The organism is Roseovarius nitratireducens (assembly GCF_002925845.1).
Classification (GTDB): domain Bacteria; phylum Pseudomonadota; class Alphaproteobacteria; order Rhodobacterales; family Rhodobacteraceae; genus Roseovarius; species Roseovarius nitratireducens.
Genome location: NZ_PDNI01000010.1, coordinates 94,463 through 119,831, shown reverse-complemented (window position 1 = coordinate 119,831; position 25,369 = coordinate 94,463). Strand labels below are relative to the sequence as shown.

Genomic DNA, 25,369 nt, shown 5'->3' with positions numbered 1-25,369 from the left:
TCCGAACCACCGCATGGGGGCAACTCGCCCCCATGCCTCTTGACACCTTCAGGGTGGAGGCCGGGGAATGTTGTCCAAAATCGACAGATATTTCGAAGAGGTGATCTGCACGATCTGCCTCGTGGTCGTGGTCGGATCGGTGCTGTTGCAGGTGATCCTGCGCTATTTCTTTTCCACCGCCGCCGCCTGGGCCGAGGAGACCGCCGTCTACGGCATGATCTTCGCGATCTATCTCGGGGCCACGATGGCGGTGCGCGAACGCGCGCATATCCGCATTACGCTGCTGGTCAACCGCCTGCCGCGCGCCTTGCAGGTGGGGGCGGTGGTGCTGGCCGACGGGCTGTGGGCCGGATTCGTGATCTTCATGATCGTGCAGACCACGATCTACACGCAGCTTCTGTTCAACGTCACCTACATGACCCCCGGCCTCGGGATCGAGCAGCGGTGGGTGCAGATGATCATCCCGATGGCCTTTGCCCTGATGCTCTTTCGCATCGGGCAGGTCTATTGGCGCTGGGGCCGCGATGGCTGGAAAGGTCTGCCGCTATGAATGGCCCTATTGTCATGGCCGCGGCCTTCGTCTTCGCGATGGCGATCGGCGTGCCGATTCCCTTTGCCGCCGGGCTGGCCACGGTTGCGGGCCTGCTGATCGCCGATATTCCCCTGACCCTGATTGCGCAGGCGGCGTGGACGGCGTTCGAGCCGTTCCCGCTGGTGACCATCCCGCTCTTCATCCTGGCCGGGCAGTTGATGGAGCAGGGCGGGATGTCCGACAAACTGGTCACCATCGCGAAACGCCTTGTCGGGGCCTACAAGGGCGGCATGGGGCTGGTGACTGTGGTGGCCTGCATGTTCTTTGCCGCGCTCTCGGGCTCGGGCCCCGCCACCACCGCCGCCATCGGCTCGATCACCATCCCCGCGATGCAGAAAGAGGGCTATCGCTCGCGCTTTGCCGGGGCCATCGCCGCATCCGCGGGCGCGCTCGGCAGCATGATCCCGCCGTCCAACCTCCTGATCATCTTCGCGCTGGTCACGGATGTCTCGATCCCGCGGCTGTTTCTGGCAGGTATCCTGCCGGGCGTCGTCCTGGGGCTGATGCTGATGGTCGCGGTCTTTGTGATCTCGTGGAGGAACGGCTACGGCGGCACCGAGGACCGGTTTCGCTGGGGGCCGTTGCTGTGGGCGCTGTGGGAAGGGAAATGGGCGGTGTTTGCGCCGATCCTGATCCTGGGCGGCATCTATGCCGGCATCTTTACCCCGTCCGAGGCGGCAGCGGTGGCGGTGGCCTACGGTCTCTTTGTCGGGCTGTTCATCTACAAGGGGCTGACCTGGGCCAAGCTGCTGCACGCGTTCAAGTTCACCGCCATCGTGATCGGCTCGGTCCTGTTCATCCTGGGGTCGACCAAGGCGTTCGGTCAGCTTGTGACGATCTTCGACATTCCCAGCGATATCCTGGCGCTCTTCCAGGGGCTGGTGGCCTATCCCTGGCTCATCATGCTGTTCATCGGGATTTTCTACATCCTCGTCGGCATGTGGCTGGAGAGCATCCCGCAGATCATCATCTTTACCGCCGTGTTCTTTCCGCTGGTGACCAGCCTCGGTGTCGATCCGGTGGTGTTCGGAATTTTCACCGTGATGACCTGCGAGATCGGGTTCCTGACACCGCCCATCGGCGTGAACCTGTTCGTCGCGGCAAGGATCAGCAAGATCACCATCGAGGACATTTCGGTCGGGGTGCTGCCGCTGCTCATCCCGTACATGCTGATGATCCTGCTTCTGGTGTTTTTCTCGGGCTGGGTGACTTGGCTGCCCGATCTCGTTTACGGCCCGCAACTGAGGTAATCACATGAAAGAAGTTCCCCTGACCGGCTATACCGACCGTCTCTCGGCGCGGCCGGGCGAAGAGATCGCCTTCAAGGTGTCCTCGACCGAGGGCGGCCGCTACCGCGCGCGGCTGGCCCGCTCGATCTGCGCCGATCCGAACCCGGCGGGCATGGGCATCACCGAAGAAGATGCAAGCGCATGGTTCGCGCCGCGCGACCTGCCCGCGCGGCATCAGCCTTTCTTTCCCGGCTCTTACGGCCACACGGAGGGCGCGGTCACGCTGCCCGCGCAAGGCGGCGTCAGCCTGAGCGCGACGGTCCAGCCCACGCATCTCAATGGCCGCGACCAGGCGGTTTTGTCCTGCGGGCCGCTGCGCATGGGGATCGACGCGGGGGGCTGTCTCTTCGTGGCGGCCGGGGACGGGCGGGTCACCGTCGGGGCGCCGCTGCCGCCGCATCGCTGGACGCGCATAGAGGCGCGCCTGCAAGATGGCCGGGCAACCCTTGTCCAGACGGTCCTGGGACACCATAGCCGCGAGACGCATGAACAAACGGGACCGCTGCAATGCGGGGCGATCACCGCCCCGATCGGCCTTGCGGCGTGTCTGGATGGCACGGGTGCGCGGCATTTCTTCAACGGCAAGATCGAGGCCCCCGCCATCGCGGGCGCGGACGGCAGGATCGCGGCCTGGGATCTGTCGGCCTCGATCCCGCACAGCGACGTCCCCGCCACCGCCGGGCCGCCGCTGCACCTCGTCAACTTTCCGACCCGCGCGATGACCGGGTCGGCGTGGGACGCCTCGGAGATGTGCTGGCGGCACAAGCCCGAGCATTATGGCGCCATCCATTTCCACGAGGACGACATCTATGATTTCGGCTGGCAGACCGATTTCACCCTGACCGTGCCCCAGGACATGCCGTCGGGTGTTTATGTCATGCATATCGAGGGCGATTGCGGCAGCGACGCCATCCCGTTCTACATCTGCCCGCCCAAGGGCACGCGCCGCGCCGATCTCTGCGTGCTCGTCCCGACCTTTACCTATGTCATCTACGGCAACCATGCCCGTCCCGATTACGATCCGGCATGGCAGGGGCGGATGCGCGATTGGGGGGCCTATCCCCACAACCCGGCGGAATATCCCGATTACGGCCTGTCGACCTACAACACCCATTCCGACGGGTCGGGCATCTGCCATGCCTCGCACCGGCGACCGCTGTTCAATTTCCGGCCCGGGTTCCTCACCTTCGGGGCGACCGCCTGTTCGGGGCTGCGGCATTTCCCGGCCGACAGCCACCTGATAAGCTGGCTGCACGCCAAGGGCATCGGCTATGACGTCATCACCGACCACGAGTTGCACGCCGAAGGGGCCGAGGTGCTGGCCGGTTACAAGGCCGTCACCACCACCACCCACCCGGAATACCACACTGCCGAGACGCTCGACGCGCTGCGCGACTACCGGGATGCGGGCGGCCACCTGCTCTATCTCGGGGGGAACGGATTCTACTGGCGCATCGCGCGGCATGCGGAGAATGACAGCCTGCTGGAAATCCGCCGCGCCGAGGACGGCATCCGCGCATGGGCGGCGGAGCCGGGCGAGTATTACAACGCCTTCGACGGCACCTATGGCGGGCTGTGGCGGCGCAGCGGGCGGGCACCGCAGGCGCTGGTCGGGATCGGCTTTGCCGCGCAGGGCGAGTTTCACGGCGCGCCTTATCAGCGGATGTGCCACGATCCGGCCTTCGACTGGCTTTTCGAGGGCGTGACAGAGGATCTGTTCGGCGGATACGGGTTCAGCGGCAACGGCGCGGCGGGGTTCGAGCTGGATCACGTCGATCAACGCATCGGCTCGCCGCAAAACCATGTTTTGCTGGCACGCTCCGCGGGTGACAACCGCGCGTTCATGCTGGTCCCCGAAGAGCAGCTCACCCACCTGACCAACCTGACCGGTGGACCGGAGGAAGAGGCGAAGCACGCCGACCTGATCTATTTCGAGCTGCCCGAGGGCGGCTCGGTCTTTGCGGTCGGCTCGATCACCTTTTGCGGCAGCCTGCCGTGGAACGATTTCGACAACGACGTCTCGCGCCTGTTGGAGAACTACCTGCGCCGCAAACTGACGGGCACGTAACCCGACGGCGCAGTTTGTCCTCGCTCTTGCCCAGCGCCTTATCCATGGCGAACGTCTCGGAATCGGTGTGCAGGCTGATCCCGAGCGTTTCGTGCGGTTCGGCGCACGCGATACCGGCGCGGAACGCAGCGCCGTAGATAGGAGAGACGGCCCCGTTTCGCGATGCTCATGGCAGAGAAATCCCGCATTTATGCGGAAGATCAAGCAGATCGAAATCCGCACCAAGCGCGAAAGCGCCGAAAATGCCCCTACTATCAGAGTATTATGGAGGAACGCCTTGAGCCAAAATGGCGGAGGGAATGAGCCTGACATCCAACCTCCTCCACCTTAAGGCACTGATATATAAGAAGCAAATTTCTGCGCCCATGGCCGCACAATGGCAGTTCGGCGATGGCGTCTTCACCTGATTGCAGACCCTAGCAACTCCTCACGCAACGCCGCGATCTCCTCCCGCAGGGCCGAGATTTCGCGGGAACCGGCGACATCGCTGTCCGGCGCCGCAGCTTCCTGACCGATGAAGAAGGTGGCCAGGCTGGCGGCGATATAGCCGAAGATTGCGAGGCCGTAGATCGACAGGAGCAGCGCGAGCACCCGACCCTCGGGTGTCAGCGGCCAGAAATCCGACCCGGTCGTCGTCACCAGCATCGCCGTCCACCACAGCGCGTCAGCGTAGTCAGAGAAGCCGCCGCTCACCTCACGTGCTGGCTCGAAGGCCAGCATCCCGCCCGCGCCAAGCAAGATGACCACGGCCGTCGTGGCCAGCACATAGCCCAGGCCACGGCGGTCGAAGCTTTTCTGCAGCGCACTGAAACCGCGATTGGCGGTGCCGACGATCCTGACGAGCCGCAGCCCGCGGCTCAGGCGCAGCAGGCGCAAGGCGCGCAGGAACCGAAAGGCGGGCGCGATGAGGGCGATGATGGTGATCGGGTTGCGTCGCAGGAACTTGATCTTGCGCGGCGCGAGGGCGAAGCGCAGCAGGAACTCGACGATGAAGATGATCCAGATGATCGTCCCGAGCAGTTCGAACACGCCCGAGGTCGTCCAGACGAGTTCGACGATGACGAGGCTGAGCCAGATGAAGGACAGGACCAGCATCGGTCGCTCCAACCAATCCTCAAGCTGCGTCAGCACCTCCCAGCGCTCGCGTTCTTCCTCCGGCGCATCAGTCTGCGGGTCGGGGGCCTCTTTCATGGGGTTCTCCTTTCCGAACGGCAAGAATTCTTGAAAGTCTGAACGCGTTCGCGATCGGACACCATCCGTTCAGAGTCGGGGGTCGCCTCAGGCCAGGTGCCATTCTACTTGCGGCAGCGTGATGCTGCATTGCGATTGCGCCGCCTAGGGCCGTGCGTCCCATGTCCAGCCGGCACATTCCGGCACATGCACCATTCGGCCGCCGTAGACCGAGGACACCGGCTTGTTTGCCGCGGTGCCCCACCAGAGATAGGTCGCCTCGAGACAGGCGCGCTGGAACGCGTCGTCGCGCCAGCCCCGCGAGAAGTGCGGTGTGAAGCTCTCCGACGACTTCGGGTCGAACAAGACGTTCGGCTGGTTGGTGCCACGGTCGATGGCGGGGCAGCCAAGCTCGGTGAAGCGGATCGGCTTGGGTTCCTGTCGGCACAGCCACCGAGGCGCCGACCAACGGCGTGACCCGTGCGACCGGACGGCGGTGGCGTGACACCGCATTCATGAATCGTTCTTGCGCAAACCGACGGGCCAAATCACCGCAGATTCCTGCGGCGGAGACCTCAGAGGCGTCCGGTAAGGACCAGAACAAGAAGGACAATGATCAAAACACCAATCACGCCGATCCCGCCATGTCCGAAGCCGTAACCGTAGCCACCGAAGCGACCACTGAAGCCCCCGAGAAGGAAGATGACGAGGATGATAAGAAGAATGGTACCAAGTGACATGACGTTACCTCCGTTGGCAGGACTCTGCTGGTTTGATTACTAGACCCGAAACCAATGCGGCTGGCCACCGTTCGGGATGTACACCTCCCAGTCGCCATTCAGAACCGGACCGGCTAGTTCCCCTCTATCGTGACGCCGTGCTCGCCGATGTCGATGTCGCTCTGGCTCTCCTGGTAATACAGGTAGCCGACGACGGCGACGCCTGCAGCGAGCAAGCCAATCACCAAGTAAAGAACATTGCGACTCATTGTGGCCGTCCTTTCACGCGCTCCGATGGCAAAACGCTCCATTCTGATAATTGCATGGCATGGTACCCGAATCGCGGCGCGGACACACGGGCCGCGCCGCCAGGCCCTGACCGCTATTCACCGCGCAACGCATCTTTTACGCCGCCAACGGCATTTTGAACCTTGCCCTCGATCTTATCGGCTTTCCCCTCAGTCTCAAGCTTGGCGTCACCAACTGCCTTGCCGACAGCTTCCTTGATCTTCCCCTTGACGACCTTCGCGGAACCTACCACCCGATCCTTACCCATGATGTGCTCCTTTCGAGCCACGCGGTATAAACTTAAAGGGTAGTGGGTTTCCTGAATTGCGCAATGATCAAGATCAAGCCGGGTTACTCTTCCATCCTCATGTGGAACGGATGGTTCGAGAAGAAATCCGCCGCGCTGACCTTGTTTTGACTGTTGGCGTATTTCGAGATGAACGGTCCGACTTCTTTGGATGCATCCGACGAAAACCGATGAAAAAAGCAGGTGGGACGCTGTCTTCCTCCCTTGTCTGCTGATCTTGCGAACGACCTGACCGCAACGTCGATTTATGCTCATATTTTGACCTCGCCACAACGGGCGAGGTTCGAACCCGGTCGCTTAAATGCGGTAGAGACCGAAGTCGAGGTGCTTAGCCGCAAGTCAGGAAAAATTCGATATCAAAGGCTTACAACCCGAACACCAAATCGACGCAGTCAACAGGTCCGCAGAGTATCGGCCGGGAGAGAACGCTTCCGGACCACCTGGCGCCAAGGCCGGTTAACAGCCCCTCCCGCATAACCCTCGAAAACAACGAGAAAATCCGGCCGCAGCCGGATCGGGAGAACGCGCATCAAAGGGGCAAGTGGCGGAGCGGACGGGACGGAGGTACAACGTTCTCTGGGTCGTAAGGTATTTATCCTAAACAATACTAATTTCCGAGGTGAGTTTCCGGGGTGTCTAGACCACGAGCGTCTGATCGAGTCTTTTTCACCAGAACCGCAAGGGATCACGCGTTCCGCAACAAGCGATCGGGAACTGCCGAGACCAGTGGTTTACAGGAACATTCCTTCAGTTTCATCGCGCCCTGACTGATCTGCATCAATTCGAGCGGAGTGCGAAGCCAGCAGTATGTGGCAATCACAATGTTGGAGGTTGATAGATGTCTGGTCCGTTACAGCTAATCGCGGTGGGTTTTGGTCCCGGCGCCGACTTCGCAGTCCAGGTTCTGAGCGAAGTCGATCGACTGCAAGGTCGAGGAATGTTGCACCTCATCGACATGCTCTTCGTTGCTAAGGACGAGGACGGCGCGATCCAGCGTCTGGTCATCGGCGACGACGAGGACTTCGGCGTTCTCCTGGAGAGCATCATCCCACTCGACGGTGCCCATCACGTGAAAACCGCGGTGGACGATGGCTCGTCGGGCTTCGAGGCGGCGGACGCATGGGCACTGACCGAGTCTCTGTCGCCGGGAACGGCACTCGCATTCCTGCTGATTGAGCACAGTTGGGCGCAGCCACTGTTCGACGTGATCGCCGAGACCGGTGGCACACTGTTGGGCGAAGGATTCCTCACGCCCGAAACCGGGCTGGTCGTCGGCGCTGAGGTCGCAGCGATGGAGCAGGCAGCGACGGAGATTGCGGCAGCGCAGGCCGCCGAAGCCCACGCATTGCTCTCGGCCTTGGCGGCACAGACCCATGCAGCTGAGTCGATCGCAGCCTCCGAAGCGATCGCTGGTGCCGCCGCCGCTCGTGCCATACAGGCGCTGATCACTGCAGGGCTTGTGGAGGAAGCAGCCGCCCACGAGGCCGTCGACGCCTTGATCGAGGACGGCCTCATCGTCGCCGCTTCCCACGAAGCAGCCGCCGAGGCTGTGGCAGAAGGTGCCGCCACCATCAAAGCAGCATCGATTACCATGGCTCAGGCACTGGTCCTGCGTTACCTGCCCACTCAGTTGACTTTCGCGGTCATCGCCGAGAAACTCGGCATCTCACGGGCAGCCGCGAAGCAACGAGCAGAGCGCGCCTACAAGAAGCTCGGGGTCCACAGCCGCTCCGAGGCAGTCGCCCGGGCCCGCGCGCTCGGCCTCATCGACTGACCGACAAGCCCGATTGCCGGCGCAACTTCCCGTTCGCGGCGTTGTCGCAGAACTTTGGTTGCGAAGGATTCATGTCACGAATCAATGCGGTTAGACGGGGCCGGTTAACAGTCCCTCTCGCACAACCCTCGAAAACAACAAGAAAATCCGGCCGAGGCCGGATCGGGAGAACGCGCATCAAAGGGGCAACTGGCGGAGAGACAGGGATTCGAACCCTGGGACCCCGTGAAGGGTCAACGGTTTTCGAGACCGCCCCGTTCGACCACTCCGGCACCTCTCCGCGGGGGTCTGGAGTGGCCGTGTAATGGCCTTTGGCGGGCGGGGCAAGGGGGATTGCGCTTGTTTCGCGCGCGAATTTCCATAGTGTCGCGCCTGACCGTCAGGGTGCGATGGGAGGACAGGATCATGGCATGGCCGGACAGCGCGGTGCGGCTGCGGGGGCTGTTCGCGGGGCTCGCCTGTCTCGTGCTCGCGGCGGTCGTCCTCGCGGGGCCCGCCCGCGCCACAGAGCGTGACCGCCTCCTGGCCTTTCTCGAGGTGACGGGGTTCGGCGTGGCGATCGACAGCATCGCGCTCAGCGCCTCCGATGCGCCCGCGATGATCGGCATGGTGCCAGACGATTTCGGTCTGGCCTGGCCCCGGATTACCGCCGGGGTGTTCGACAGCACCCTGATGCGGGGCTTGGCGCTCGACATGCTCGACGAGACGCTCGACAATGAAATGCTGGGCCATGCCGCCGCCTTTTATGCCTCCGATCTCGGGCAGCGGCTGGTCGAGGTGGAGAATGCCAGCCATGTGCAGCGCGCCGACGAGGCCGCGCGCAAAGAGGCCGAGGCGCGCGCCGCCGCGCTGTCACCGGCGCGCCGTGCCGTGCTCGAGCGGATGAACGCGGCGATTGACGGCTCGGGCATGGCCGAGCGTGCGTTCCGGGAAATACAGGTGCGATTCCTGCTGGCCGCCGCCGACGCGGGGCTGACCGACGATGATTTCGACGCCGACCTGCTGCGCCGCCTATTGGCGCAAGGGGCCGAAAGGGCGCGCGCCGAGATGAAGGAGGCCGCGCTCGCGAGCGCCGCGCAGACCTATCGCAGCCTGTCCACGGACGACCTGCGCGCCTATGCGGACGCCCTCGAAGACCCGGTGATGGGCCGCGTCTACGAACTGATGAACGCCGTGCAGTTCGAGATCATGGCCAACCGGTTCGAGGCGCTGGCGGCGCGGCTGGGAGAGGTGCCGCCAGCGCACGACCTCTGACGCGGTGCGCGCGCGGCTCTTGACACCGCGGCGTCACTGACGCATACGAGCGCGACCGGCGGCAGGATGCGCCGGTTTTGCATTTGTAATGACACCCCGAGAGGGGCGCCGTCCGAGGTGGCCGCGAGGCCCGCAACACCCGCCAAGCCGGGGACCACAGGACGCGGGATGAGAAGGAAAGAGCCATGTTTGCGGTCCTCAAGACCGGCGGCAAGCAATACAAGGTGCAGTCGGGCGACCTGCTGCGTGTTGAAAAGCTTGCGGCGGATGCCGGCGAGAAAGTGCAGTTCAACGAGATTCTCATGCTGGGCGGTGACAGCCCGGTAGTGGGCGCCCCCCTTGTCGAGGGGGCCGCGGTTCAGGCCGAGGTGATCGACCAGGTCAAGGGTGACAAGGTCATCAACTTCGTCAAGCGTCGCCGCAAGCACGGCTCGCAGCGCACCAAGGGCCATCGGCAGAAGCTGACGCTGCTGCGCGTCACCGAGATCCTCGAGAAGGGCGCCGACAAGTCCGGCGTCAAGGCCGCGATTGGCGCGGGGTCGGTGGCTGGCGTGACCGTGGCTGCCGCCGAGGCGAAGAAACCCGCCAAGGCCAAGCCCACGGCAAAGCCTGCCGCCAAGGCAAAGCCCGCCGCCAAGGCCAAGGCCGAAGCGCCCGCGGGCGGCGACGACCTCAAGAAGCTGTCGGGCGTCGGCCCCGCGCTGGAGAAGAAGCTCGTCGAGGCGGGTGTGACCACCTTCGCGCAGATCGCCGCGTGGACCGAGGCGGATGTCGCCGAGATGGATGAGAAACTGTCGTTCAAGGGCCGGATCGAGCGCGAAGGCTGGATCGAGCAGGCCAAAGAGCTGACCAAGGGCTAAGGAGAGACGAGATGGCACACAAGAAAGCAGGCGGGTCGTCCCGCAACGGTCGCGATTCGGCGGGCCGTCGTCTCGGCGTCAAGAAATACGGCGGCGAGGCCGTGATCCCCGGCAACATCATCGTGCGTCAGCGCGGCAACAAGTTCTGGCCGGGCAACGGCGTGGGGCAGGGCAAGGATCACACGATCTTCGCCGTGACCGAGGGTGCCGTGACCTTCCACAAGGGCCTCAAGGGCCGCACCTTCATTTCGGTGCTGCCAGTGGCAGAGGCCGCCGAGTAAGCCGGACCCGGGATATGTCAGGAACATGAGGGGGGACCGGCTCGCGCCGGTCCCTTCTTCGTTTCCGGGGCATCAACCGGTCAAATCGTCGTCACTTTCCGGTGTGGGTGAGGCCCGGCAGGCTTGCGGCAGAGGCGCGTGCCCCCAATTTGAAACGCGGGGGATGTGCCCATCATGCGAAAGGAGGAGCGCATGACTTTCGAGACGGTGATCGACCAGCCGGTGATCGCGGCGGAACGGTTCGACCTGAGACCGCTGCGCGCGTCCGATGCCGGGCTGATCGCGCTCAACGCGGGCGACGAGCGGGTGGCGCGGGCCACTGCCTCGATCCCGCATCCCTATCCGCCCGGTGCCGCCGAGGCGCTGATTGCGCGCGCGCAGGCAGAGGGCAGGGTCGAGGATATCTGGGCCATCGACGGCACCCGCGCGGGCGGGTCGGAGGTGATGGGCCTCATCGGGCTTACCCGGGTGGACGAGGGCCAGTCCGAGATCGCCTACTGGGTGGCGCCCGCGTGGTGGAACACCGGCATCGCCTCGGCGGCGGTCGAGGCCATCCTCGCGGCCAACCCGCACGCCGCGCGCACCATCTTTGCCAGCGTCTTTCAGGACAACGCCGCGTCGGCGCGGGTCTTGACGAATTGCGGCTTTCAGTATCTTGGGGACGCCGAGAGCTACTGCGTCGCGCGCGGGGCCAACGTGCCCACATGGACCTACAGCCGCCGGATGGGCTGAGAGCCGCGCGCGGACCGCGGCGCGGCGAAAGGATGGGCAATGAAATTCCTCGACCTCGCAAAGGTATATATCCGCTCGGGTAGCGGCGGCGCGGGCTGCATCAGCTTTCGGCGCGAGAAATACATCGAGTTCGGCGGCCCCGATGGCGGCGATGGCGGCGGCGGCGGCTCGGTCGTGGCCGAGGCGGTGGACGGGCTCAACACGCTCATAGATTTCCGCTACCAGCAGCATTTCTTCGCCGTTGACGGGCGGCCCGGGCAGGGGCGTCAGCGCACCGGCGCCAGCGGCGACGACATCGTGCTGCGCGTGCCCGTGGGCACCGAGATCCTCGAAGAGGACGAAGAGACGGTGATCGCCGACATGACCGAGCCGGGGCAGCGCGTCGAACTGGCCCGCGGCGGCAACGGCGGCTGGGGCAACCTGCGGTTCAAGACCTCCACCAACCAGGCCCCGCGCCGCGCCAATCCCGGCCAGCCCGGCGTCGAGCGCACGATCTGGCTGCGGCTCAAGCTCATCGCCGATGTCGGCCTTCTCGGCCTGCCCAACGCCGGCAAGTCCACCTTCCTCGCTGCCACCTCGAACGCGCGGCCCAAGGTGGCCGATTATCCCTTTACCACGCTGCACCCCAACCTCGGGGTGGTGGGCATCGACGGCGCGGAATTCGTGGTGGCCGACATCCCCGGCCTGATCGCGGGCGCGTCCGAGGGGCGGGGGCTGGGCGACCTGTTCCTCGGCCATGTCGAGCGCTGCGCCGCGCTTTTGCACCTCGTCGATGGCAGCTCCGGCGATCCGGTGGCCGACTACCACACCATCCTCGACGAAATCGAGGCTTATGGCGCGGGCCTCGCCGACAAGCCGCGCCTGACGGTGCTGAGCAAGATCGACACGCTGGACGACGAGGAACGCGCCTTCCTGCGGGACGAATTGCAGGCGGCCTCGGGCGGCGAGGTGATGCTCATGTCGGCGGTCTCGGGCGAGGGCGTGCCCGAGGTGCTGCGCACCCTGCGCGCACAGATCGGCAAGAACCGCGCCCGTGTCCGCCGCGAGGAGGCCAGCGACGAGGACGCCCCGTGGCAACCCTGAGCGACGCGGCCCGCGTGGTGGTCAAGATCGGCTCGGCGCTGCTGGTGGACCGCGCCACCGGCGACCTGCGCGCCGAATGGCTGGCCTCGCTTGCCGCCGACGTGGCCGGGCTGCGCGCGCGCGGTGCCGACGTGGTGCTGGTGTCGTCGGGCTCCATCGCGCTGGGCCGCGGGATGCTGGGCCTGCCTGCCACCACCCTCTCGCTGGAGCAGAGTCAGGCAGCGGCAGCGGTAGGGCAGATCCGCCTCGCCGGGGCCTACGAGGCGGCGCTGGCGGCCCACGGCATCAAGGCCGCGCAGGTGCTGGTCACGCTCGAGGACAGCGAGAACCGCCGCCGCTATCTCAACTCCCGCGCCACGCTCGATCAGCTTTTGCGCCTCGGCGTGGTGCCTATCGTGAATGAAAACGACACCGTCGCCACCGACGAGATCCGCTACGGCGACAACGACCGGCTGGCCGCGCAGGTGGCGGTAACGGCGGGGGCGGACCTGCTTGTGCTGCTGTCGGACGTGGACGGGCTCTATACCGCCAACCCGCAAACCGACCCGGACGCGCGCCACATCCCCCACGTGGATGCGATCACCCCCGAGATTGCGGCGATGGCGGGCGATGCGGGGTCGGGCCTCGCCAAGGGCGGCATGAAGACCAAGCTGATGGCGGCGCGCACCGCCACCGCCGGGGGTTGCGCGCTGGCGATCACGCGCGGCGACGTTGACCATCCGCTCGCGGCCCTCGGCGCGGGCGCGCGCGCCACATGGTTCGCCGCGCAGGGCGACCCGCAGCAGAAACGCAAGGCCTGGATCGCGGCGATGAAGCCGCGCGGCCGCATCACCGTCGACGCCGGTGCCGCGCAGGCGCTTGCCCGCGGCAGCAGCCTGCTGCCCGCCGGGGTGAGCGCGGTCTCCGGTGCCTTCGGGCGGGGCGACCCGGTGGAACTGGCCGACACGGATGGCCGCGTGCTGGGGCAGGGGCTCACCCGCTACGACAGCGGCGATGCCGACCGTATCAAGGGGCTGCGCCTCGATCAGATCGAGGCGGCGCTCGGCCACCCGCCGCGAGGGCCGCTCGTCCACCGCGACGACATGGCGGTCTGAACGGGGGAGGCTGGCCCGGAGCGGGCGATGGCGCGGCGGGCTTCGCCCTTGAATCCGCGCCGGGAGCAGACGGCGACCGTCCGCTCCAATCCATCACCCCTTCTTCCCGCCAAAGACCGGGGCGCGTCCGGCCATGTTGGCGGCGATCTGTTCCATCTGCTCGGGCCCGCCGATGAGCGCCGCCTGTTCGCGGCTCTCGGCCATCAGAACATCGGCCACCGCCGCGCCGCTCTCGGCCACGGCGATGAGCCGCTTGGCGGCGCGGATCGCGGACGGGCTGCGCCCGGCGATCTCGCGCGCGAGGTCTTGCGCGGCGGCGTGCGGGTCCTCGGTGACTTCGGTCACCAGCCCCCATGCCGCCGCCTGCGCCGCGTCCACCGGCGCGGCGGTGTAGGTCATGCGGCGGATCACGTCCGACCGTGTCAGCCGCGGCAAGAGCGCCATGCCACCCATGTCGGGGATGAGGCCCCATTTCATCTCCATGATGGCAAGTCGCGCGTCGGGCGCGGCGATGCGGATGTCGGCCCCGAGGGCCAACTGGAATCCCGCGCCATAGACCGCCCCGTGCAGCGCCGCGATCACCGGCACCGGCAGGCGGTGCCAGACCATCGCCACCTCCTGAAAGAGGTTGGTGTCGCCATGGCTGCGCGGCAGGACGAGCGCTTGCGGATCGCCCTGCGCCAGCGCGGCAAAGCTCATCACGTCGAGCCCCGCGCAGAACGCCTGCCCCGCGCCTGACAGCACCACCGCGCGGATATCCGCCTCCTGCAGGGCATGGCCCGCGCCGACGATGGCCTCGGCCATCTCGGGATCGACCGCGTTGCGCTTCTCCGGGCGGGTGAGGGTGACATGGGCGATGTGATCCACGATCTCGGTGCTGACGCGGGGCATGGGCGGTTCTCCTTTGGCGGCCAGTGAACCACGCCCGCCCCGCCCGGCACCAGCGGAACGTGGCGACAGGCGAGACTTGCAGGCGGCCCCGCCATCCCGTTAACTGCACGCCATGACCGGACCCCGCCTGACCCCGCTCGCCGCCTCGCTGCCCGCCACCGTGCCCTTCGTCGGCCCCGAGGAGCAGGAGCGCGCCCGTGGCGCGCCCTTCGCCGCGCGGCTGGGCGCGAACGAGAACCTCTTCGGCCCCTCTCCCGCCGCGCTGGACGCGATGCGCGCCGAGGCGGCGGAGGTGTGGAAATACGGCGACCCCAAGAGCCATGAGCTGCGCGAAGCGCTGGCGCGGCACATGGGCGTGGCCCCGGAAAACGTGCTGGTGGGCGAGGGGATCGACGGGCTGCTGGGCAATCTCGTGCGGCTGTTGGTGGCGCCGGGCGACGCGGTGGTGACATCGGATGGCGCCTATCCGACGTTCAACTACCACGTCACGGGCTTTGGCGGCGCGCTGCACAAGGTGCCTTATGCCGACGATGCCGAGGATCTGCCCGCCCTCATCGACAGGGCCCGCGAGGTGGACGCAAAGCTCGTCTACTTCGCCAATCCCGACAACCCGATGGGCACCTGGACAAGCGGCGCCAAGGTGGCGGCGGCGCTCGACACGCTGCCCGATGGCTGCGTTTTGTGCCTCGACGAGGCCTATGTCGAGTTCGCCCCGGCGGGCACGGCACCGCAGATTGCCGCCGATGATCCCCGCGTGATCCGTATGCGCACCTTTTCCAAGGCGTACGGCATGGCCGGTGCGCGCATCGGCTACGCGGTGGCAGACGCGGGGCTGATCGCCGCCTTCGACCGCGTGCGCAACCATTTTGGCATGAACCGGATGGCGCAGGCGGGGGCGCTGGCGGCCTTGCAGGACGGTGCGTGGCTTGCCCATGTGCAGACGCAAGTGGCCCGCTCGCGCGACGCGATCACGGCGGCTGCCGTGGAAAACGGCCTGACCGCCCTGCCGTCCGCGGCGAATTTCGTGGCGGTGGATTGCGGGCGCGACGGCGCGTTCGCCCGCGCGGCGCTGGCCGCTCTGGTAGACCGGGGCGTGTTCGTGCGGATGCCCTTCGTCGCGCCGCAAGACCGCTGTATCCGCGTCAGTTGCGGCCCCGAACGCGAAATGGCGGTGCTGGCGGACATGCTCCCGCGGGCTCTTGCCGAGGCCCGAGAAAACACCTGACAGCCGCGCGATTCGCGGTAAACTGTGCTTATGCGCAGAGGCCAGATGGACGCCGCACCGAACTACACCACCGCCGCACTGGTGATGGGGGGCGTCAACCTGTTCTGGATTCTGTTGCTGATCCGTGGGTTTCTGGGGTTCGGCGCGGTGTTCGCGGTGGGCTATGCGCTTGACCGGCTGATCGTGTGGGGCGCGCGGCGGCGGCGCCGGGCGCGCTGAGGCCGGGCGCGGCTCAGACCGGGACAGTGCGCACCGACCAGCCCCAGAACCGCCAGAGCATGAACACCCCCGCCAGCGCCAGTCCCAGCGCCAGCCCCAGCCAGATGCCCGGCCCCCCGAGCCCGAGGGTGAAGCCCAGGACATAGCTTGCCGGCACACCCACGGCCCAGTAGCTGAGCGCGGCGATGACCATCGGCACGCGGGTATCCTGCACCCCGCGCAACAGCCCCAGCGCCATGACCTGCGCCGCGTCCACCACCTGGAAAAGCGCCGCCGCCGCAAGCAGCATCACGCCGATGGCGACGACCGCCGGGCGGTCGGGATCGTCGGGGCTGAGGAACAGCCCGATCAGCACCTCCGGCGCCATCAGGAACACGACGACGGTGGCGAGCGCGACGAGGCCCGACACCACCAGCACCACCCGTGCCCCCTCTCGCAAGCTGCGCCCGTCGCCGCGGCCCTGCGCCTGTCCCGCGCGCACGGTGGCGACGTTGGACAGGCCGACATGCACCATGAAGATCACCGAGGTGACCTGCAGCGCGATGCCGTGCGCCGCCAGTTGCAGCGTGCCGAGCCAACCCATCATCACCGACGAGGCGGCGAACAGTCCCACCTCGGCGAGATTGGTCATGCCGATGGGCCAGCCGAGGCGGAACACCTGCGCCAGCGCCTCCCAGTCGGGCCGCCAGAGCCGGGCGAACATCGTGTGCTCGGGCATGCTGTGCTGCACGTAGACGGCCAGCACCAGCATCGAGGCGAGGTTGACCGAGACCGAGGCGATGGCCGCGCCGCGCACGCCCATCTCGGGCATACCGAGATTGCCGAAGATGAGCGCGTAGTTGACCAGGATATTGAGCGCCACCGCCGCCAGCGTCACCCACAGCACCACGCCGGTGCGCTCGAGCGCGGCGAGGCAGGACTTCAGCACCATCACCAGCAGCGCGGGCAGGATACCCCAACCGGCGATGACGAGGTAATCGCCCGCCAGCGCCGCGGTGCCCGGGTCCTGCCCCATCACGCGGAACAGCGTGGCCGAGCCCAGCGTCACGGGCAGGCACGCGAGCGCGAACATCGCCGAGGCCCAGAGCCCCATCCGCGTGACCCGGCGCACCTGCGCCTCCTCGCCCGAAGATGCGGCGCGCGCGACCATCGGCATCACCGCCCAGGCAAACCCCGATCCCATGATGAACAGCACGAAGAACAGGGTGCCACCCAGCACCTCGGCGGCCAGCGCCTCGACCGAGTACCAGCCCAGCATCACCGCATCGGTGAGCGTGATCGCGAACTGCGCCAGGTGGCTGCCGACGAGCGGCAGGCCGAGGCCAAGGACGGCGCGCAGGTGCTGGCGATATGTAAGGCGCTGCGACATGGATTTGCCCTATGCCGGGGCGCCTGCGGGTGCAAGAGGGGGGGAGGTGCAAGGGCTGGTCCTGGCCTCAACCTGCCATGCGCATCTTCGCCCTGTGCGGCTCATCGCCGGATGCCGAACGCCCGCAAAGGACCGGCCCCGCTCATCTTTCGTGGCCGGCTCTCCGGGCGCCCTCACGTTCCGATCAGAGCGGCACCGCCGCCACCTCGTCGCCACGCACGACAAGCCCGATCTCGCCCCGGCACAGGCGCAGCGCGTCCTCACCGAACACCTCGCGCCGCCAGCCCGATAGTGCCGGCACCTCGCGCCCGCCCGCGGCAAGGTGGTCGAGATCGGCGGCGCTCGCGATCAGGCGCGCGGCCACGTCACTCTGGTCGCTGCGCGCCTTCAGAAGCACGCGCAGCATGTCTGCAATCGCCGGGTTGGCCTGCGCCTTGCCATGAGGCTCCGAGTCGACGCGCGGCAGGTCGTCTTGTGGACAGTCCAGCCCGGCGCGCACCGCCGCGATGATCCCTTCGGCGATCTCGCCCTTGCGCGCCTCGCGCAGCAGCAAACGCGCGCGGCCCAGGTCCTGGTGCGATTGCGGCTTTGTCGCCGCCAGTTCCAGCAGCGCGTCATCCTTGAACACCCTTGAGCGCGGCACGTCGCGGGATTGCGCGTAGGTCTCGCGGAAACGGGCCAGTTCGCGCAGGATGGCGAGGAAACGCGGCGCGGTGTTGCGCGTCTTGATGCGCCGCCATGCCTCGTCCGGATCGGTGCGGTAGGTGTCGGGATCGGCGAGGGTCTTCAACTCCTCGGCCACCCAGGCGCTGCGCCCGGTCTCGTCCAGCTTGGCCGCGAGATACTCGTAGATCTGGCGCAGGTGGGTCACATCGGCCACGGCATAGTTTTTCTGTGCCTCCGACAGCGGGCGGCGCGACCAGTCGGTGAAACGCGAGCTCTTGTCCACCGAGGCGCGGGCGATGCGTTTCACCAGCGTCTCGTATCCCGCCTGATCGCCGAAGCCGCAGACCATCGCCGCCACCTGCGTGTCAAAGAGCGGTGTCGGGATCACCCCTGCCGCGACGGCGAAAATCTCGAGATCCTGCCGCGCGGCGTGGAACACCTTGACCACCGACGGGTCGCGGAACAGATCGTAGAGCGGCTCCAGCGAGAGCGCGTCGCCCCCCGCGATGGGATCGACCAGCACCGCGTTCTCGTCGTCGTTGCCGGGCATGGCAAGCTGCACCAGGCAGAGCCGGGAATAATAGGTGCGCTCGCGCAGGAACTCGGTATCGACGGTGACGTAATCATGCGTGCGTGCCGCCTCGCAGAATTCGGCGAGCGCCTCTGTGGTGGTGATTGTCTGCATGAAGGTTATGCTCTCCGGTGTCGCGGTCCTGCCCCTCGGCGGGGTATATCCCAGCCCCCCGGCAAATGAAATGCCCCGCTCAGGGCAGCATCACCGGGCGCCGGTCGCCAGCGGCAAAGCGCTTCAGCACCGCCGGGTAGAGGATATGCTCCTGTTCCAGCACCCGCGCGGCGAGGGTTCGCGCCGTGTCATCCGGCAGGATGGGCACCCGCGCCTGCCCGAGGATGGGGCCATCGTCGAGCGCGGGCGTGACCTCGTGGACGGTGCAGCCGGCTTCGGTATCGCCCGCCGCCAGCGCGCGGGCATGGGTGTCGAGCCCGCGATACTTCGGCAAGAGCGAGGGATGGATGTTGAGCATCCTGCCCTGCCAGGGTGCGACGAAGCCCGCAGTGAGCACCCGCATGAACCCCGCGAGGGCGATGATGTCGATGGCGTGCGGGGCGAGCCGTTCGGCGAGCGCGGCCTCGAACGCCGCGCGATCGCCCGCGAAGGGGCGGTGATCGACCACGTCGGTCGGGATACCCGCGTCCCGCGCCCACGCGATACCGCCCGCCTGCGGATCGTTCGACAGGACCAGCGCGGCGCGCGCGGGGTGATCGCCGGTCATGCTTTCGACCAGCGCGCGCATGTTCGAGCCGCCCCCCGAGATGAAGATCGCGACCCGCTTGCTCAAAGAATCTGCCCGGAGTAACGCACCCCCGCCCCGGCGGTGACATGGCCGATGCGGTGGGTGGTCTCGCCCGCTTCCCGCAGCGCGGTCTCGACCGCGTCTGCGCTGTCGGCAGCGGCGACCACCACCATGCCGATCCCGGCGTTGAAGGTCTTGAGCAGCTCCGCCCCGGCGAGCCCGCCGGCCTCGGAAAGCCAGCCAAAGACCGGCGGCAGCGCCCATGCGCCGAGGTCGATCTCGGCGCCCGTGCCCTCGGGCAGCACGCGTGGCAGGTTCTCGGTCAGCCCGCCGCCGGTGATATGGGCAAGGCCATGCACGCCGCCCACCGCCAGCGCCGCGAGCGCCGGGCGCACATAGAGCCGCGTGGGCGCGAGCAACGCCGCGCCGAGGGTCTGCTCCGCGTCCCACGGACAGGCATCGTCCCAGCCAAGGCCAGAGCGTTCGACGATCCGGCGCACGAGGCTGTAGCCGTTGGAATGCACGCCATCCGAGGCAAGGCCAATGAGCACATCACCCTCGACCACGCCGCGCGGCAGGTCGGTGCCGCGCTCCATCGCGCCGATGGCAAACCCCGCGAGGTCGAAATCGCCCGCCGGGTACATGCCCGGCATCTCCGCCGTCTCGCCGCCGATGAGCGCGCAGCCCGCGCCCCCGCAGCCGCGCGCGATCCCCTCGATGATCCGCGCGGCATTGTCGAGTTCGAGCTTTCCGGTGGCGAAATAGTCGAGGAAAAACAGCGGCTCGGCCCCCTGACACACCAGGTCGTTGACGCACATGGCGACGAGGTCCACGCCGACGCCATCCACCAGCCCGGTGTCGATGGCGATGCGCAGCTTGGTGCCGACGCCATCGGTGGCGGCCACGAGGACCGGATCGGTGAAACCGGCGGCCTTGAGGTCAAAGAGACCGCCGAAGCCACCAAGACCCGCCATCACCCCGGGCCGTTTCGTGGCGGCGGCGGCGGGCTTGATCCGCTCAACCAGCGCGTTCCCGGCGTCGATATCGACGCCTGCCTCGGCATAGGTCAGCCCGCTCGTCTTGCCGGTCTCGGTCATGCTCAGGTGTCCTTTTCGTTGCTCGCGCAACGCAGTATTGCATCCACCTGCCCCGCGCAATCGCAAAGCCCGCCTGGCGCCGTTCCGACCTTGCTGTATCAGAGGGTATCTTGCATCGTCGCGTCGTCGCCCAGCATCGCGCGCAGCCGTTCCAGCCCGCGGTCGCGCAACTGCCGAACCCGCTCGCGCGAGACACCGTGGATATCGCCCAGCTCCTGTAGCGTGAGCGGTGGATCGGCCAGCACGTTGGACACCACGATATGCCGCTCGCGATCGGGCAGCGCGCGGAAATGGTCGACCATGATAGTGCGCAACCGCGCGCGGTCGTGACGATCCGCGACATCGGCCTCGACGTCCGTATCGAGGTCGGGCAGCAGGTCCATCGCTTCTGCCCCGTCCTCGCCGACGGGGCCGTGAAGTGAGCTGTCGGCCTGCCCGAATTGCCGCCGCATTTGGTCCAGCACGCGCGTATCGACCCCGAGCGCGGCGGCCAACCGCGCGTCGCGCGCCGCCGGGTCCTCGCCGGGTCGGCGGGGCAGATTGTTCTCGATCTGCCCCAGCCGATAGAACGCCTGCCGCGCCTTGGCCGACCGGCCCCGCCGCACCAGCGACCAGTTGAGCAGCCGGTAATCCTGCAACTCGGCGCGCACCCACCACGCCGCGTAGGTCGCGAAACGGATGCCGCGATCCGGGTCAAAGCCGTCGGCGGCGCGCATCAGCCCGATATAGGCCTGTTGCATCAGGTCGGGATCGTCCTGCGCCCGGCCCTTGGTAAAGCGTGCCACCATCGCCTGCACCAGCGGCGTGAAGGCCGTGACCAGCCGGTTGCGCGCCGCCACGTCGCCGCGCTCGCGCCACGCGCGGGCCAGCCGCGTCTCCTCCTCGGGGGACAGGAAGGCGCGGCCCGCGGCGCGCGCGCGCTGGGGCGGTCGGTTCGGGAAATAGGGCTTGTTCATGGTCTCGGGCCCGACTCTTGCAGCGGTGAAGTGGTTTCGAATCGAAACTATCCCTCCGCGCGCCTCTGGTCAAACCGGTTTCGACTCGCTATTACTCTCCCATGAGCCGATCCGAGGCCCCCCAAGCCGACCCTGCCGAGGCCGCGCCCGCCACGCTGGCCGAACTGCTCGTGCATGTCGGGCGCTCGGCGCGCGGCGAAGAGGGCGGCCTCGCGCGCCTCACCGCCGCGCAATGGACGGCGCTGCGTTTCTTCGCGCGCGCCAACCGCGCCTCGCGCACGCCCTCGGCCTTCGCCAGCTTCCAGGCGACGACACGGGGCACCGCCTCGCAAACGATCAAGACGCTGGAGACGCGCGGCCTGCTGGCGCGCCGCCGGTCAGAGAGCGACGGGCGCAGCGTGCACTTCGAGGTGACGGCAGAGGGGCAGGAGATGCTCGCCGCCGATCCGCTGCGGCACCTGATGGCAGCGATCGACCATTTGCCGCAGGCCGACCGCGCGGCGCTGGCGCGCATCCTGCCCGAACTGTCAGCACAGCTCGCGGGCGCGCGCGGCGGCACCTGCGTGGGCACCTGCGGCCGTTGCGACCACTACGAATCGCGCGGCGATGGCGGCTATTGCGCCTGCGTGGCGATGAGCCTCGCACCGTTCGAAATCGGCCAGCTCTGCACGCGGTTCAGCCCGCGCGAGGCGGCAGAGTAGGGCAGGGGGCTGTCTGCCCCCCGTCGCCCGGGACGGGCGCCTCCCCCCGAGAATATTTTGGGCAAGATGAAGCTCAGGCGAGCGTGCCCTCGGGCGTCAGCACGCGCTTGCCACCCAGATATGGCACCAGCGCCTCGGGCAGGCGCACCGAGCCGTCCGCCTGCTGCCCGTTCTCCAGTACCGCGATCAGGCAGCGCCCCACCGCGAGGCCAGAGCCGTTGAGCGTGTGGACGTAATCCGGCTTGCCGCCGCCCTCGGGGCGGAACCGCGCGTTCATCCGCCGCGCCTGGAAATCCCCGCAGACCGAGACCGAGGAAATCTCGCGATAATTGTCCTGTCCCGGCAGCCACACCTCGATATCATGCGTGCGCCGCGCGCCGAACCCCATGTCGCCGGTGCACAGCACCACGGTGCGATAGGCCAGCCCCAGCCGGTCGAGGATTCCTTCCGCGCAGGCCGTCATCCGGTCTAGCTCGGCGCGGCTCTCACCCGGGTGGGTGATCGAGACCATCTCGACCTTCTCGAACTGGTGCTGGCGCAGCATTCCGGCGGTATCGCGCCCCGCGCTGCCTGCCTCCGAGCGGAAACACTGGGTGTGGGCGACATAGCGGCGCGGCAGGGTGGCCGCCTCCACCGTCTCGCCATGCACGAGGTTGGTCAGCGGCACCTCGGCAGTGGGCACCAGCCACCAGCCATTGGTGGTCTGGTAGCTGTCCTCGCCGAATTTCGGCAACTGCCCGGTGCCGCGCATCATCTCGTCGCGCACCAGCACCGGCGTCCAGGTCTCTTGCAGCCCGTTCTCGGTGATGTGGGTGTCGAGCATGAATTGCGCCAGCGCCCGGTGAAGCCGCGCCACCGCCCCCCTGAGCACCACGAAGCGGCTGCCAGAGAGCTTGGCGGCGGTCTCGAAATCCATGCCCGGAATGACGCCCGCGATCTCGTAATGCTCCTTGGGGGCAAAGTCGAACGCGGGCGGCGTGCCACGGCGGTAAAGCTCGACATTGTCATCCTCGTCCGCGCCCTCGGGGACATCCTCGAGGGGCAGGTTGGGCAGGCCCATGAGCATTTCGGTCAGTTGCTGATCGAGGTCGCGCGCCTGCGTCTGCATGGCCGCCACCTCGGCCTTCTTCTCCGAGACCAGCGCGCGCAACCGCTCGAATTCGGCCTCGTCGCCGCGCCCCTTGGCGGCGCCGACCTCCTTGGAGGCCCGGTTCTGTTCCGCCTGCGCGGTCTCGGCGGCGTGGATGCGCGCCCGCCGCGCCTCGTCGAGCGCGAGAATCTCGCCTGCGACCCCCTCCAGCCCCCGCCGGGCCATCGCCGCGTCAAAGGCGTCGGGGTTGTCGCGGATGGCGCGGATGTCGTGCATGGAATGGTCCCTCGCGTGAATCGTCTCTCGCGCGCTTATGCACCAGATTTTTGGCGAGGTGTAGGGCGGGGTTTACCCCGCTGTATCCGGTGGGTCGGGCGGGGTATAGCCCTCGGGATCGGCCTGCCACTTGCGCCATTCTTCATTAAACTCTTCGGGTCCAAGCGCATGCCGTGGCCAGTGGTCCGGCCAGCTTCCATGCTCCGGTCCATGGCCGCCGGGCAGTGTGACGCTGGCATCACCGAACATTTCGCTAAAGTTATCACGACAATTCCACCGGTTTGGAAGGCAAGTATTGCGCAAACCAAGACCTGTGAGAGCGCCTTGATCAAACTGCCCCTCGAGACCAAAAAAGAAACCGTCTCCCTCCCACAATGCGTACATCAATTTGGGTTTACAAAATTCAAGACGATTGGCGTCAGTTCGTCTGCCGTCTTCTCGAACAAAAATTGCTCCGACAAGTTGGGAATTTTTGAACTTTGTCAATTCAAAGTGACAGTTGATGAATTTGGCCTCATCAAGGACCCCAGAACCGCCAAGTAACGTTTGGGTGGAGCGATTGTGTTCGAAACTTGCTTGCCGCAACTCGGCTTCAGTAAAATCGGTGCCAACTGCGTTCGTGTTCTCAAACCGACATCCATTAAGATTAGCCCTCATAAAATGAGCGCCGTTCAGAAATGCGTCGTCAAATGTAGAATTGAAAAAAACAGCATCGTCAAAATTGCGGTCAATCAGCTCTGCTCCATTCAAGCAGGTATGGCGGAGATCAAGACGAAATTCTCCCCGTCTCTCAGTTTCTCTTACTGATTGCTGCCGTTTTTTCTCTTTTCCGAACCGTCGCCCCAGGACCGTCAAAGCTGTTTGAATGTCAGCACTCACCTTTGGCTTTTGCTCTGTCACAGGCGCATTCTGCCTCACGTATGCGCAGAGGATTTCCATGATCTGCACATGATCGCGGTCGCTGTCCTGCGCGATCCGCTCCAGCGCGTAGATCGCCCCGATCCGCACTTCGAGGTTAGGTTGGGTTTCGGTGAAGACCTGCCACTTACCTTCGCTTTCTGGTGTCTCGTGATCATCCAGTGAACCGGTTTCTCCTGGCCTGCGAATAACGGTTCTCGAATACGCTTCGTTACCGTTAACCGCGCCGCCGGAGATGTTGACTGATTGACCGATCCAGTTCACCTCCTTCTCCGCCCCCAGCCCCTGAACCGCCGTGTTGATCCGATCCGTGATCTGCCCCTGTTCCTCAACGCTCACGGTCTTCTGCGCCACCACCGCGCGCCAGATCACGAAGGGCGCGCCGAGCAGGGCGACGATCACCGCCCCGGTGCCGAAGCCCGTGCGCGGCGTCCCCAGGCCGAGGTCGAAGATCGCGTGGAGCAGGATCGCCGCCGCTGCCGCGACCGCCAAGGCAAAGAGAAGCATCACCACCCCGGACAGGAGTGGGCCGAGCGGGCGCGCGACGGTCAGGACCCATGGACGGCGCAGGCCGAACCAGCCGGGGATATCGGGCTTCTCGGGCGCGCTCACGGGGTCTGCCTTTCGCGGGTCATGGCCGCAACCTACCCGCGAAACGCGCAAAGCCCAAGCCCGCGCGCGCACCGACGGAATACCGACGTAATACCGACGCTGTGCAGCCCCGGCTTTCGCGCCTTGCAAATGCGCGGCCCGAACCTTAGGTTCCGCGTCAATTCGCGGGGCCGGGCCCTGCCATCAGACAAGGAACGCACCCCATGGAAGCCTTCGCGCAATTCGTCCCGCTTATTCTGATCTTCGTCATCATGTACTTCCTGCTGATCCGTCCGCAGCAGAAAAAACTCAAGGAACACAAGGCGATGGTCGAGGCGCTGCGGCGTGGCGACCAAGTGGTGACCCAAGGCGGGCTGATCGGCAAGGTGGCCAAGGTCAAGGACGAGGGCGAGATCGAGGTGGAGCTTGCAGAGGGCGTCAAGGTGCGGGTCGTGCGCTCGACCATCGCGCAGGTGCTGTCCAAGACCGAGCCGGCCGAGGGCTAAAGGCCGCCACCTACCATGCAAGCCATTGAAAAGGCTCGAC

General features: G+C 66.5%; 27 protein-coding genes, 1 tRNA gene and 1 pseudogene. 14 read left to right on the top strand and 15 right to left on the bottom strand.

The genetic code is table 11. The features are described from left to right. The first annotated feature begins 67 nt into the window (after window positions 1–67). From CRJ03_RS01135 to CRJ03_RS01125, 3 genes are read left to right on the top strand one after another with little or no spacing between them, the layout of a single operon-like run. Entirely contained in the window at window positions 68–550 is a 483-nt protein-coding gene (locus CRJ03_RS01135) for a TRAP transporter small permease (RefSeq protein ID WP_104017078.1), read from the top strand. Then, complete coding sequence (locus tag CRJ03_RS01130; RefSeq protein WP_104017077.1) at window positions 547–1,842, top strand: TRAP transporter large permease; 1,296 nt, start codon at window positions 547–549, stop codon at window positions 1,840–1,842. The genes CRJ03_RS01135 and CRJ03_RS01130 overlap by 4 nt, the downstream gene beginning before the upstream one ends. 4 nt (window positions 1,843–1,846) lie before the next feature. Continuing rightward, window positions 1,847–3,949: a N,N-dimethylformamidase beta subunit family domain-containing protein gene (locus tag CRJ03_RS01125; RefSeq protein ID WP_104017076.1), complete on the top strand. Its 2,103-nt coding sequence runs from the start codon at window positions 1,847–1,849 to the stop codon at window positions 3,947–3,949. 399 nt (window positions 3,950–4,348) lie between these two features. Here the strand turns inward: CRJ03_RS01125 and CRJ03_RS01120 are convergent, their stop codons facing one another. From CRJ03_RS01120 to CRJ03_RS20400, 6 genes and pseudogenes are all read right to left on the bottom strand, one after another. Next, window positions 4,349–5,140, bottom strand: a complete 792-nt coding sequence (locus CRJ03_RS01120) for a potassium channel family protein (protein WP_104017075.1) — start codon at window positions 5,138–5,140, stop codon at window positions 4,349–4,351. Window positions 5,141–5,287: 147 nt separating this feature from the next. Beyond that, window positions 5,288–5,632, bottom strand: a pseudogene (locus CRJ03_RS01115) (baseplate megatron protein TIM-barrel domain-containing protein); the annotation flags it as partial. A gap of 62 nt (window positions 5,633–5,694) precedes the next feature. Continuing rightward, entirely contained in the window at window positions 5,695–5,859 is a 165-nt protein-coding gene (locus CRJ03_RS01110; RefSeq protein WP_104017074.1) for a DUF3309 family protein, read from the bottom strand. 113 nt (window positions 5,860–5,972) lie between these two features. After that, window positions 5,973–6,107 (bottom strand): hypothetical protein, encoded by a 135-nt coding sequence (locus CRJ03_RS20405; RefSeq protein ID WP_276308217.1) that lies wholly within the window; start codon window positions 6,105–6,107, stop codon window positions 5,973–5,975. Between the two features lie 113 nt (window positions 6,108–6,220). Next, entirely contained in the window at window positions 6,221–6,394 is a 174-nt protein-coding gene (locus CRJ03_RS01105) for a CsbD family protein (protein WP_104017073.1), read from the bottom strand. Window positions 6,395–6,477: 83 nt separating this feature from the next. Next, the gene (locus CRJ03_RS20400) at window positions 6,478–6,678 is read right to left on the bottom strand and encodes an AIPR family protein (protein ID WP_276308218.1); all 201 of its coding nucleotides are present in this window, start codon (window positions 6,676–6,678) and stop codon (window positions 6,478–6,480) included. A gap of 692 nt (window positions 6,679–7,370) precedes the next feature. On the opposite strand from CRJ03_RS20400, the gene CRJ03_RS01095 reads away from it, so the two are divergent. Further along, the gene (locus tag CRJ03_RS01095; RefSeq protein ID WP_165375204.1) at window positions 7,371–8,207 is read left to right on the top strand and encodes a sigma factor-like helix-turn-helix DNA-binding protein; all 837 of its coding nucleotides are present in this window, start codon (window positions 7,371–7,373) and stop codon (window positions 8,205–8,207) included. A 190-nt stretch (window positions 8,208–8,397) separates the two neighbouring features. Here the strand turns inward: CRJ03_RS01095 and CRJ03_RS01090 are convergent. After that, window positions 8,398–8,487 (bottom strand) — tRNA-Ser (locus CRJ03_RS01090). 125 nt (window positions 8,488–8,612) lie between these two features. Between CRJ03_RS01090 and CRJ03_RS01085 the strand changes: the two genes are divergently transcribed. From CRJ03_RS01085 to proB, 6 genes are all read left to right on the top strand, one after another. Continuing rightward, window positions 8,613–9,461 carry a DUF2059 domain-containing protein gene (locus tag CRJ03_RS01085; protein ID WP_104017071.1) on the top strand — a complete coding sequence of 283 codons (849 nt, stop codon included), beginning with the start codon at window positions 8,613–8,615 and terminating at the stop codon, window positions 9,459–9,461. A 185-nt stretch (window positions 9,462–9,646) separates the two neighbouring features. After that, window positions 9,647–10,321, top strand: coding sequence for a 50S ribosomal protein L21 (locus CRJ03_RS01080; RefSeq protein WP_104017070.1), 675 nt, complete (start codon window positions 9,647–9,649; stop codon window positions 10,319–10,321). 11 nt (window positions 10,322–10,332) lie between these two features. After that, complete coding sequence (gene rpmA / locus CRJ03_RS01075; protein ID WP_104017069.1) at window positions 10,333–10,602, top strand: 50S ribosomal protein L27; 270 nt, start codon at window positions 10,333–10,335, stop codon at window positions 10,600–10,602. 192 nt (window positions 10,603–10,794) lie between these two features. Further along, entirely contained in the window at window positions 10,795–11,334 is a 540-nt protein-coding gene (locus CRJ03_RS01070) for a GNAT family N-acetyltransferase (protein WP_104017068.1), read from the top strand. Window positions 11,335–11,373: 39 nt separating this feature from the next. Next, window positions 11,374–12,417: a GTPase ObgE gene (gene obgE / locus CRJ03_RS01065; RefSeq protein ID WP_104017067.1), complete on the top strand. Its 1,044-nt coding sequence runs from the start codon at window positions 11,374–11,376 to the stop codon at window positions 12,415–12,417. Beyond that, the gene (proB, locus tag CRJ03_RS01060; protein ID WP_104017066.1) at window positions 12,405–13,511 is read left to right on the top strand and encodes a glutamate 5-kinase; all 1,107 of its coding nucleotides are present in this window, start codon (window positions 12,405–12,407) and stop codon (window positions 13,509–13,511) included. Before obgE ends, proB begins: the two co-directional genes overlap by 13 nt. A 93-nt stretch (window positions 13,512–13,604) precedes the next feature. Here the strand turns inward: proB and CRJ03_RS01055 are convergent, their stop codons facing one another. Continuing rightward, window positions 13,605–14,402, bottom strand: coding sequence for a crotonase/enoyl-CoA hydratase family protein (locus CRJ03_RS01055; protein WP_104017065.1), 798 nt, complete (start codon window positions 14,400–14,402; stop codon window positions 13,605–13,607). A gap of 112 nt (window positions 14,403–14,514) precedes the next feature. On the opposite strand from CRJ03_RS01055, the gene CRJ03_RS01050 reads away from it, so the two are divergent. Continuing rightward, window positions 14,515–15,627 carry a pyridoxal phosphate-dependent aminotransferase gene (locus tag CRJ03_RS01050; protein ID WP_104017064.1) on the top strand — a complete coding sequence of 371 codons (1,113 nt, stop codon included), beginning with the start codon at window positions 14,515–14,517 and terminating at the stop codon, window positions 15,625–15,627. A gap of 45 nt (window positions 15,628–15,672) precedes the next feature. Continuing rightward, on the top strand, window positions 15,673–15,846 hold the full coding sequence (locus CRJ03_RS19560) for a hypothetical protein (RefSeq protein WP_165375203.1): 174 nt from the start codon (window positions 15,673–15,675) through the stop codon (window positions 15,844–15,846). A gap of 13 nt (window positions 15,847–15,859) precedes the next feature. Here the strand turns inward: CRJ03_RS19560 and CRJ03_RS01045 are convergent, their stop codons facing one another. From CRJ03_RS01045 to CRJ03_RS01025, 5 genes are all read right to left on the bottom strand, one after another. Further along, entirely contained in the window at window positions 15,860–17,215 is a 1,356-nt protein-coding gene (locus CRJ03_RS01045) for an MATE family efflux transporter (protein ID WP_104017063.1), read from the bottom strand. A gap of 184 nt (window positions 17,216–17,399) precedes the next feature. Next, a complete protein-coding gene (gene rnd, locus CRJ03_RS01040) occupies window positions 17,400–18,566 on the bottom strand; it encodes a ribonuclease D (RefSeq protein ID WP_104017062.1) in 1,167 nt (388 codons plus the stop codon). Window positions 18,567–18,645: 79 nt separating this feature from the next. Then, on the bottom strand, window positions 18,646–19,239 hold the full coding sequence (gene purN / locus CRJ03_RS01035; RefSeq protein WP_104017061.1) for a phosphoribosylglycinamide formyltransferase: 594 nt from the start codon (window positions 19,237–19,239) through the stop codon (window positions 18,646–18,648). Next, a complete protein-coding gene (purM, locus tag CRJ03_RS01030; RefSeq protein ID WP_104017060.1) occupies window positions 19,236–20,291 on the bottom strand; it encodes a phosphoribosylformylglycinamidine cyclo-ligase in 1,056 nt (351 codons plus the stop codon). Before purM ends, purN begins: the two co-directional genes overlap by 4 nt. A gap of 98 nt (window positions 20,292–20,389) precedes the next feature. Further along, window positions 20,390–21,247 carry a sigma-70 family RNA polymerase sigma factor gene (locus CRJ03_RS01025; protein WP_165375202.1) on the bottom strand — a complete coding sequence of 286 codons (858 nt, stop codon included), beginning with the start codon at window positions 21,245–21,247 and terminating at the stop codon, window positions 20,390–20,392. A gap of 101 nt (window positions 21,248–21,348) precedes the next feature. Here CRJ03_RS01025 and CRJ03_RS01015 point away from each other — a divergent pair, with 101 nt between their 5' ends. Beyond that, window positions 21,349–21,948, top strand: coding sequence for a MarR family winged helix-turn-helix transcriptional regulator (locus tag CRJ03_RS01015; protein ID WP_104017057.1), 600 nt, complete (start codon window positions 21,349–21,351; stop codon window positions 21,946–21,948). 73 nt (window positions 21,949–22,021) lie between these two features. Here CRJ03_RS01015 and serS read toward each other — a convergent pair whose 3' ends face one another. Together serS and CRJ03_RS01005 are read right to left on the bottom strand one after the other, a co-directional pair. Beyond that, entirely contained in the window at window positions 22,022–23,314 is a 1,293-nt protein-coding gene (gene serS / locus CRJ03_RS01010; protein ID WP_104017056.1) for a serine--tRNA ligase, read from the bottom strand. Between the two features lie 72 nt (window positions 23,315–23,386). Continuing rightward, entirely contained in the window at window positions 23,387–24,844 is a 1,458-nt protein-coding gene (locus CRJ03_RS01005; RefSeq protein ID WP_104017055.1) for a pentapeptide repeat-containing protein, read from the bottom strand. A gap of 203 nt (window positions 24,845–25,047) precedes the next feature. Between CRJ03_RS01005 and yajC the strand changes: the two genes are divergently transcribed. Beyond that, on the top strand, window positions 25,048–25,329 hold the full coding sequence (yajC, locus tag CRJ03_RS01000; protein WP_104017054.1) for a preprotein translocase subunit YajC: 282 nt from the start codon (window positions 25,048–25,050) through the stop codon (window positions 25,327–25,329). Window positions 25,330–25,369: the final 40 nt, after the last annotated feature.

What these genes read in the sequence shown, in the direction of transcription:
- CRJ03_RS01135 (WP_104017078.1), top strand. Translation starts at nt 68, where the DNA reads ATGTTGTCCAAAATCGACAGATATTTCGAAGAGGTGATCTGCACGATC.
- CRJ03_RS01130 (WP_104017077.1), top strand. Translation starts at nt 547, where the DNA reads ATGAATGGCCCTATTGTCATGGCCGCGGCCTTCGTCTTCGCGATGGCG.
- CRJ03_RS01125 (WP_104017076.1), top strand. Translation starts at nt 1,847, where the DNA reads ATGAAAGAAGTTCCCCTGACCGGCTATACCGACCGTCTCTCGGCGCGG.
- CRJ03_RS01120 (WP_104017075.1), bottom strand. Translation starts at nt 5,140, where the DNA reads ATGAAAGAGGCCCCCGACCCGCAGACTGATGCGCCGGAGGAAGAACGC.
- CRJ03_RS01110 (WP_104017074.1), bottom strand. Translation starts at nt 5,859, where the DNA reads ATGTCACTTGGTACCATTCTTCTTATCATCCTCGTCATCTTCCTTCTC.
- CRJ03_RS20405 (WP_276308217.1), bottom strand. Translation starts at nt 6,107, where the DNA reads ATGAGTCGCAATGTTCTTTACTTGGTGATTGGCTTGCTCGCTGCAGGC.
- CRJ03_RS01105 (WP_104017073.1), bottom strand. Translation starts at nt 6,394, where the DNA reads ATGGGTAAGGATCGGGTGGTAGGTTCCGCGAAGGTCGTCAAGGGGAAG.
- CRJ03_RS01095 (WP_165375204.1), top strand. Translation starts at nt 7,371, where the DNA reads ATGTTGCACCTCATCGACATGCTCTTCGTTGCTAAGGACGAGGACGGC.
- CRJ03_RS01085 (WP_104017071.1), top strand. Translation starts at nt 8,613, where the DNA reads ATGGCATGGCCGGACAGCGCGGTGCGGCTGCGGGGGCTGTTCGCGGGG.
- CRJ03_RS01080 (WP_104017070.1), top strand. Translation starts at nt 9,647, where the DNA reads ATGTTTGCGGTCCTCAAGACCGGCGGCAAGCAATACAAGGTGCAGTCG.
- rpmA (WP_104017069.1), top strand. Translation starts at nt 10,333, where the DNA reads ATGGCACACAAGAAAGCAGGCGGGTCGTCCCGCAACGGTCGCGATTCG.
- CRJ03_RS01070 (WP_104017068.1), top strand. Translation starts at nt 10,795, where the DNA reads ATGACTTTCGAGACGGTGATCGACCAGCCGGTGATCGCGGCGGAACGG.
- obgE (WP_104017067.1), top strand. Translation starts at nt 11,374, where the DNA reads ATGAAATTCCTCGACCTCGCAAAGGTATATATCCGCTCGGGTAGCGGC.
- CRJ03_RS01055 (WP_104017065.1), bottom strand. Translation starts at nt 14,402, where the DNA reads ATGCCCCGCGTCAGCACCGAGATCGTGGATCACATCGCCCATGTCACC.
- CRJ03_RS01050 (WP_104017064.1), top strand. Translation starts at nt 14,515, where the DNA reads ATGACCGGACCCCGCCTGACCCCGCTCGCCGCCTCGCTGCCCGCCACC.
- CRJ03_RS19560 (WP_165375203.1), top strand. Translation starts at nt 15,673, where the DNA reads ATGGACGCCGCACCGAACTACACCACCGCCGCACTGGTGATGGGGGGC.
- CRJ03_RS01045 (WP_104017063.1), bottom strand. Translation starts at nt 17,215, where the DNA reads ATGTCGCAGCGCCTTACATATCGCCAGCACCTGCGCGCCGTCCTTGGC.
- rnd (WP_104017062.1), bottom strand. Translation starts at nt 18,566, where the DNA reads ATGCAGACAATCACCACCACAGAGGCGCTCGCCGAATTCTGCGAGGCG.
- purM (WP_104017060.1), bottom strand. Translation starts at nt 20,291, where the DNA reads ATGACCGAGACCGGCAAGACGAGCGGGCTGACCTATGCCGAGGCAGGC.
- CRJ03_RS01025 (WP_165375202.1), bottom strand. Translation starts at nt 21,247, where the DNA reads ATGAACAAGCCCTATTTCCCGAACCGACCGCCCCAGCGCGCGCGCGCC.
- CRJ03_RS01015 (WP_104017057.1), top strand. Translation starts at nt 21,349, where the DNA reads ATGAGCCGATCCGAGGCCCCCCAAGCCGACCCTGCCGAGGCCGCGCCC.
- serS (WP_104017056.1), bottom strand. Translation starts at nt 23,314, where the DNA reads ATGCACGACATCCGCGCCATCCGCGACAACCCCGACGCCTTTGACGCG.
- yajC (WP_104017054.1), top strand. Translation starts at nt 25,048, where the DNA reads ATGGAAGCCTTCGCGCAATTCGTCCCGCTTATTCTGATCTTCGTCATC.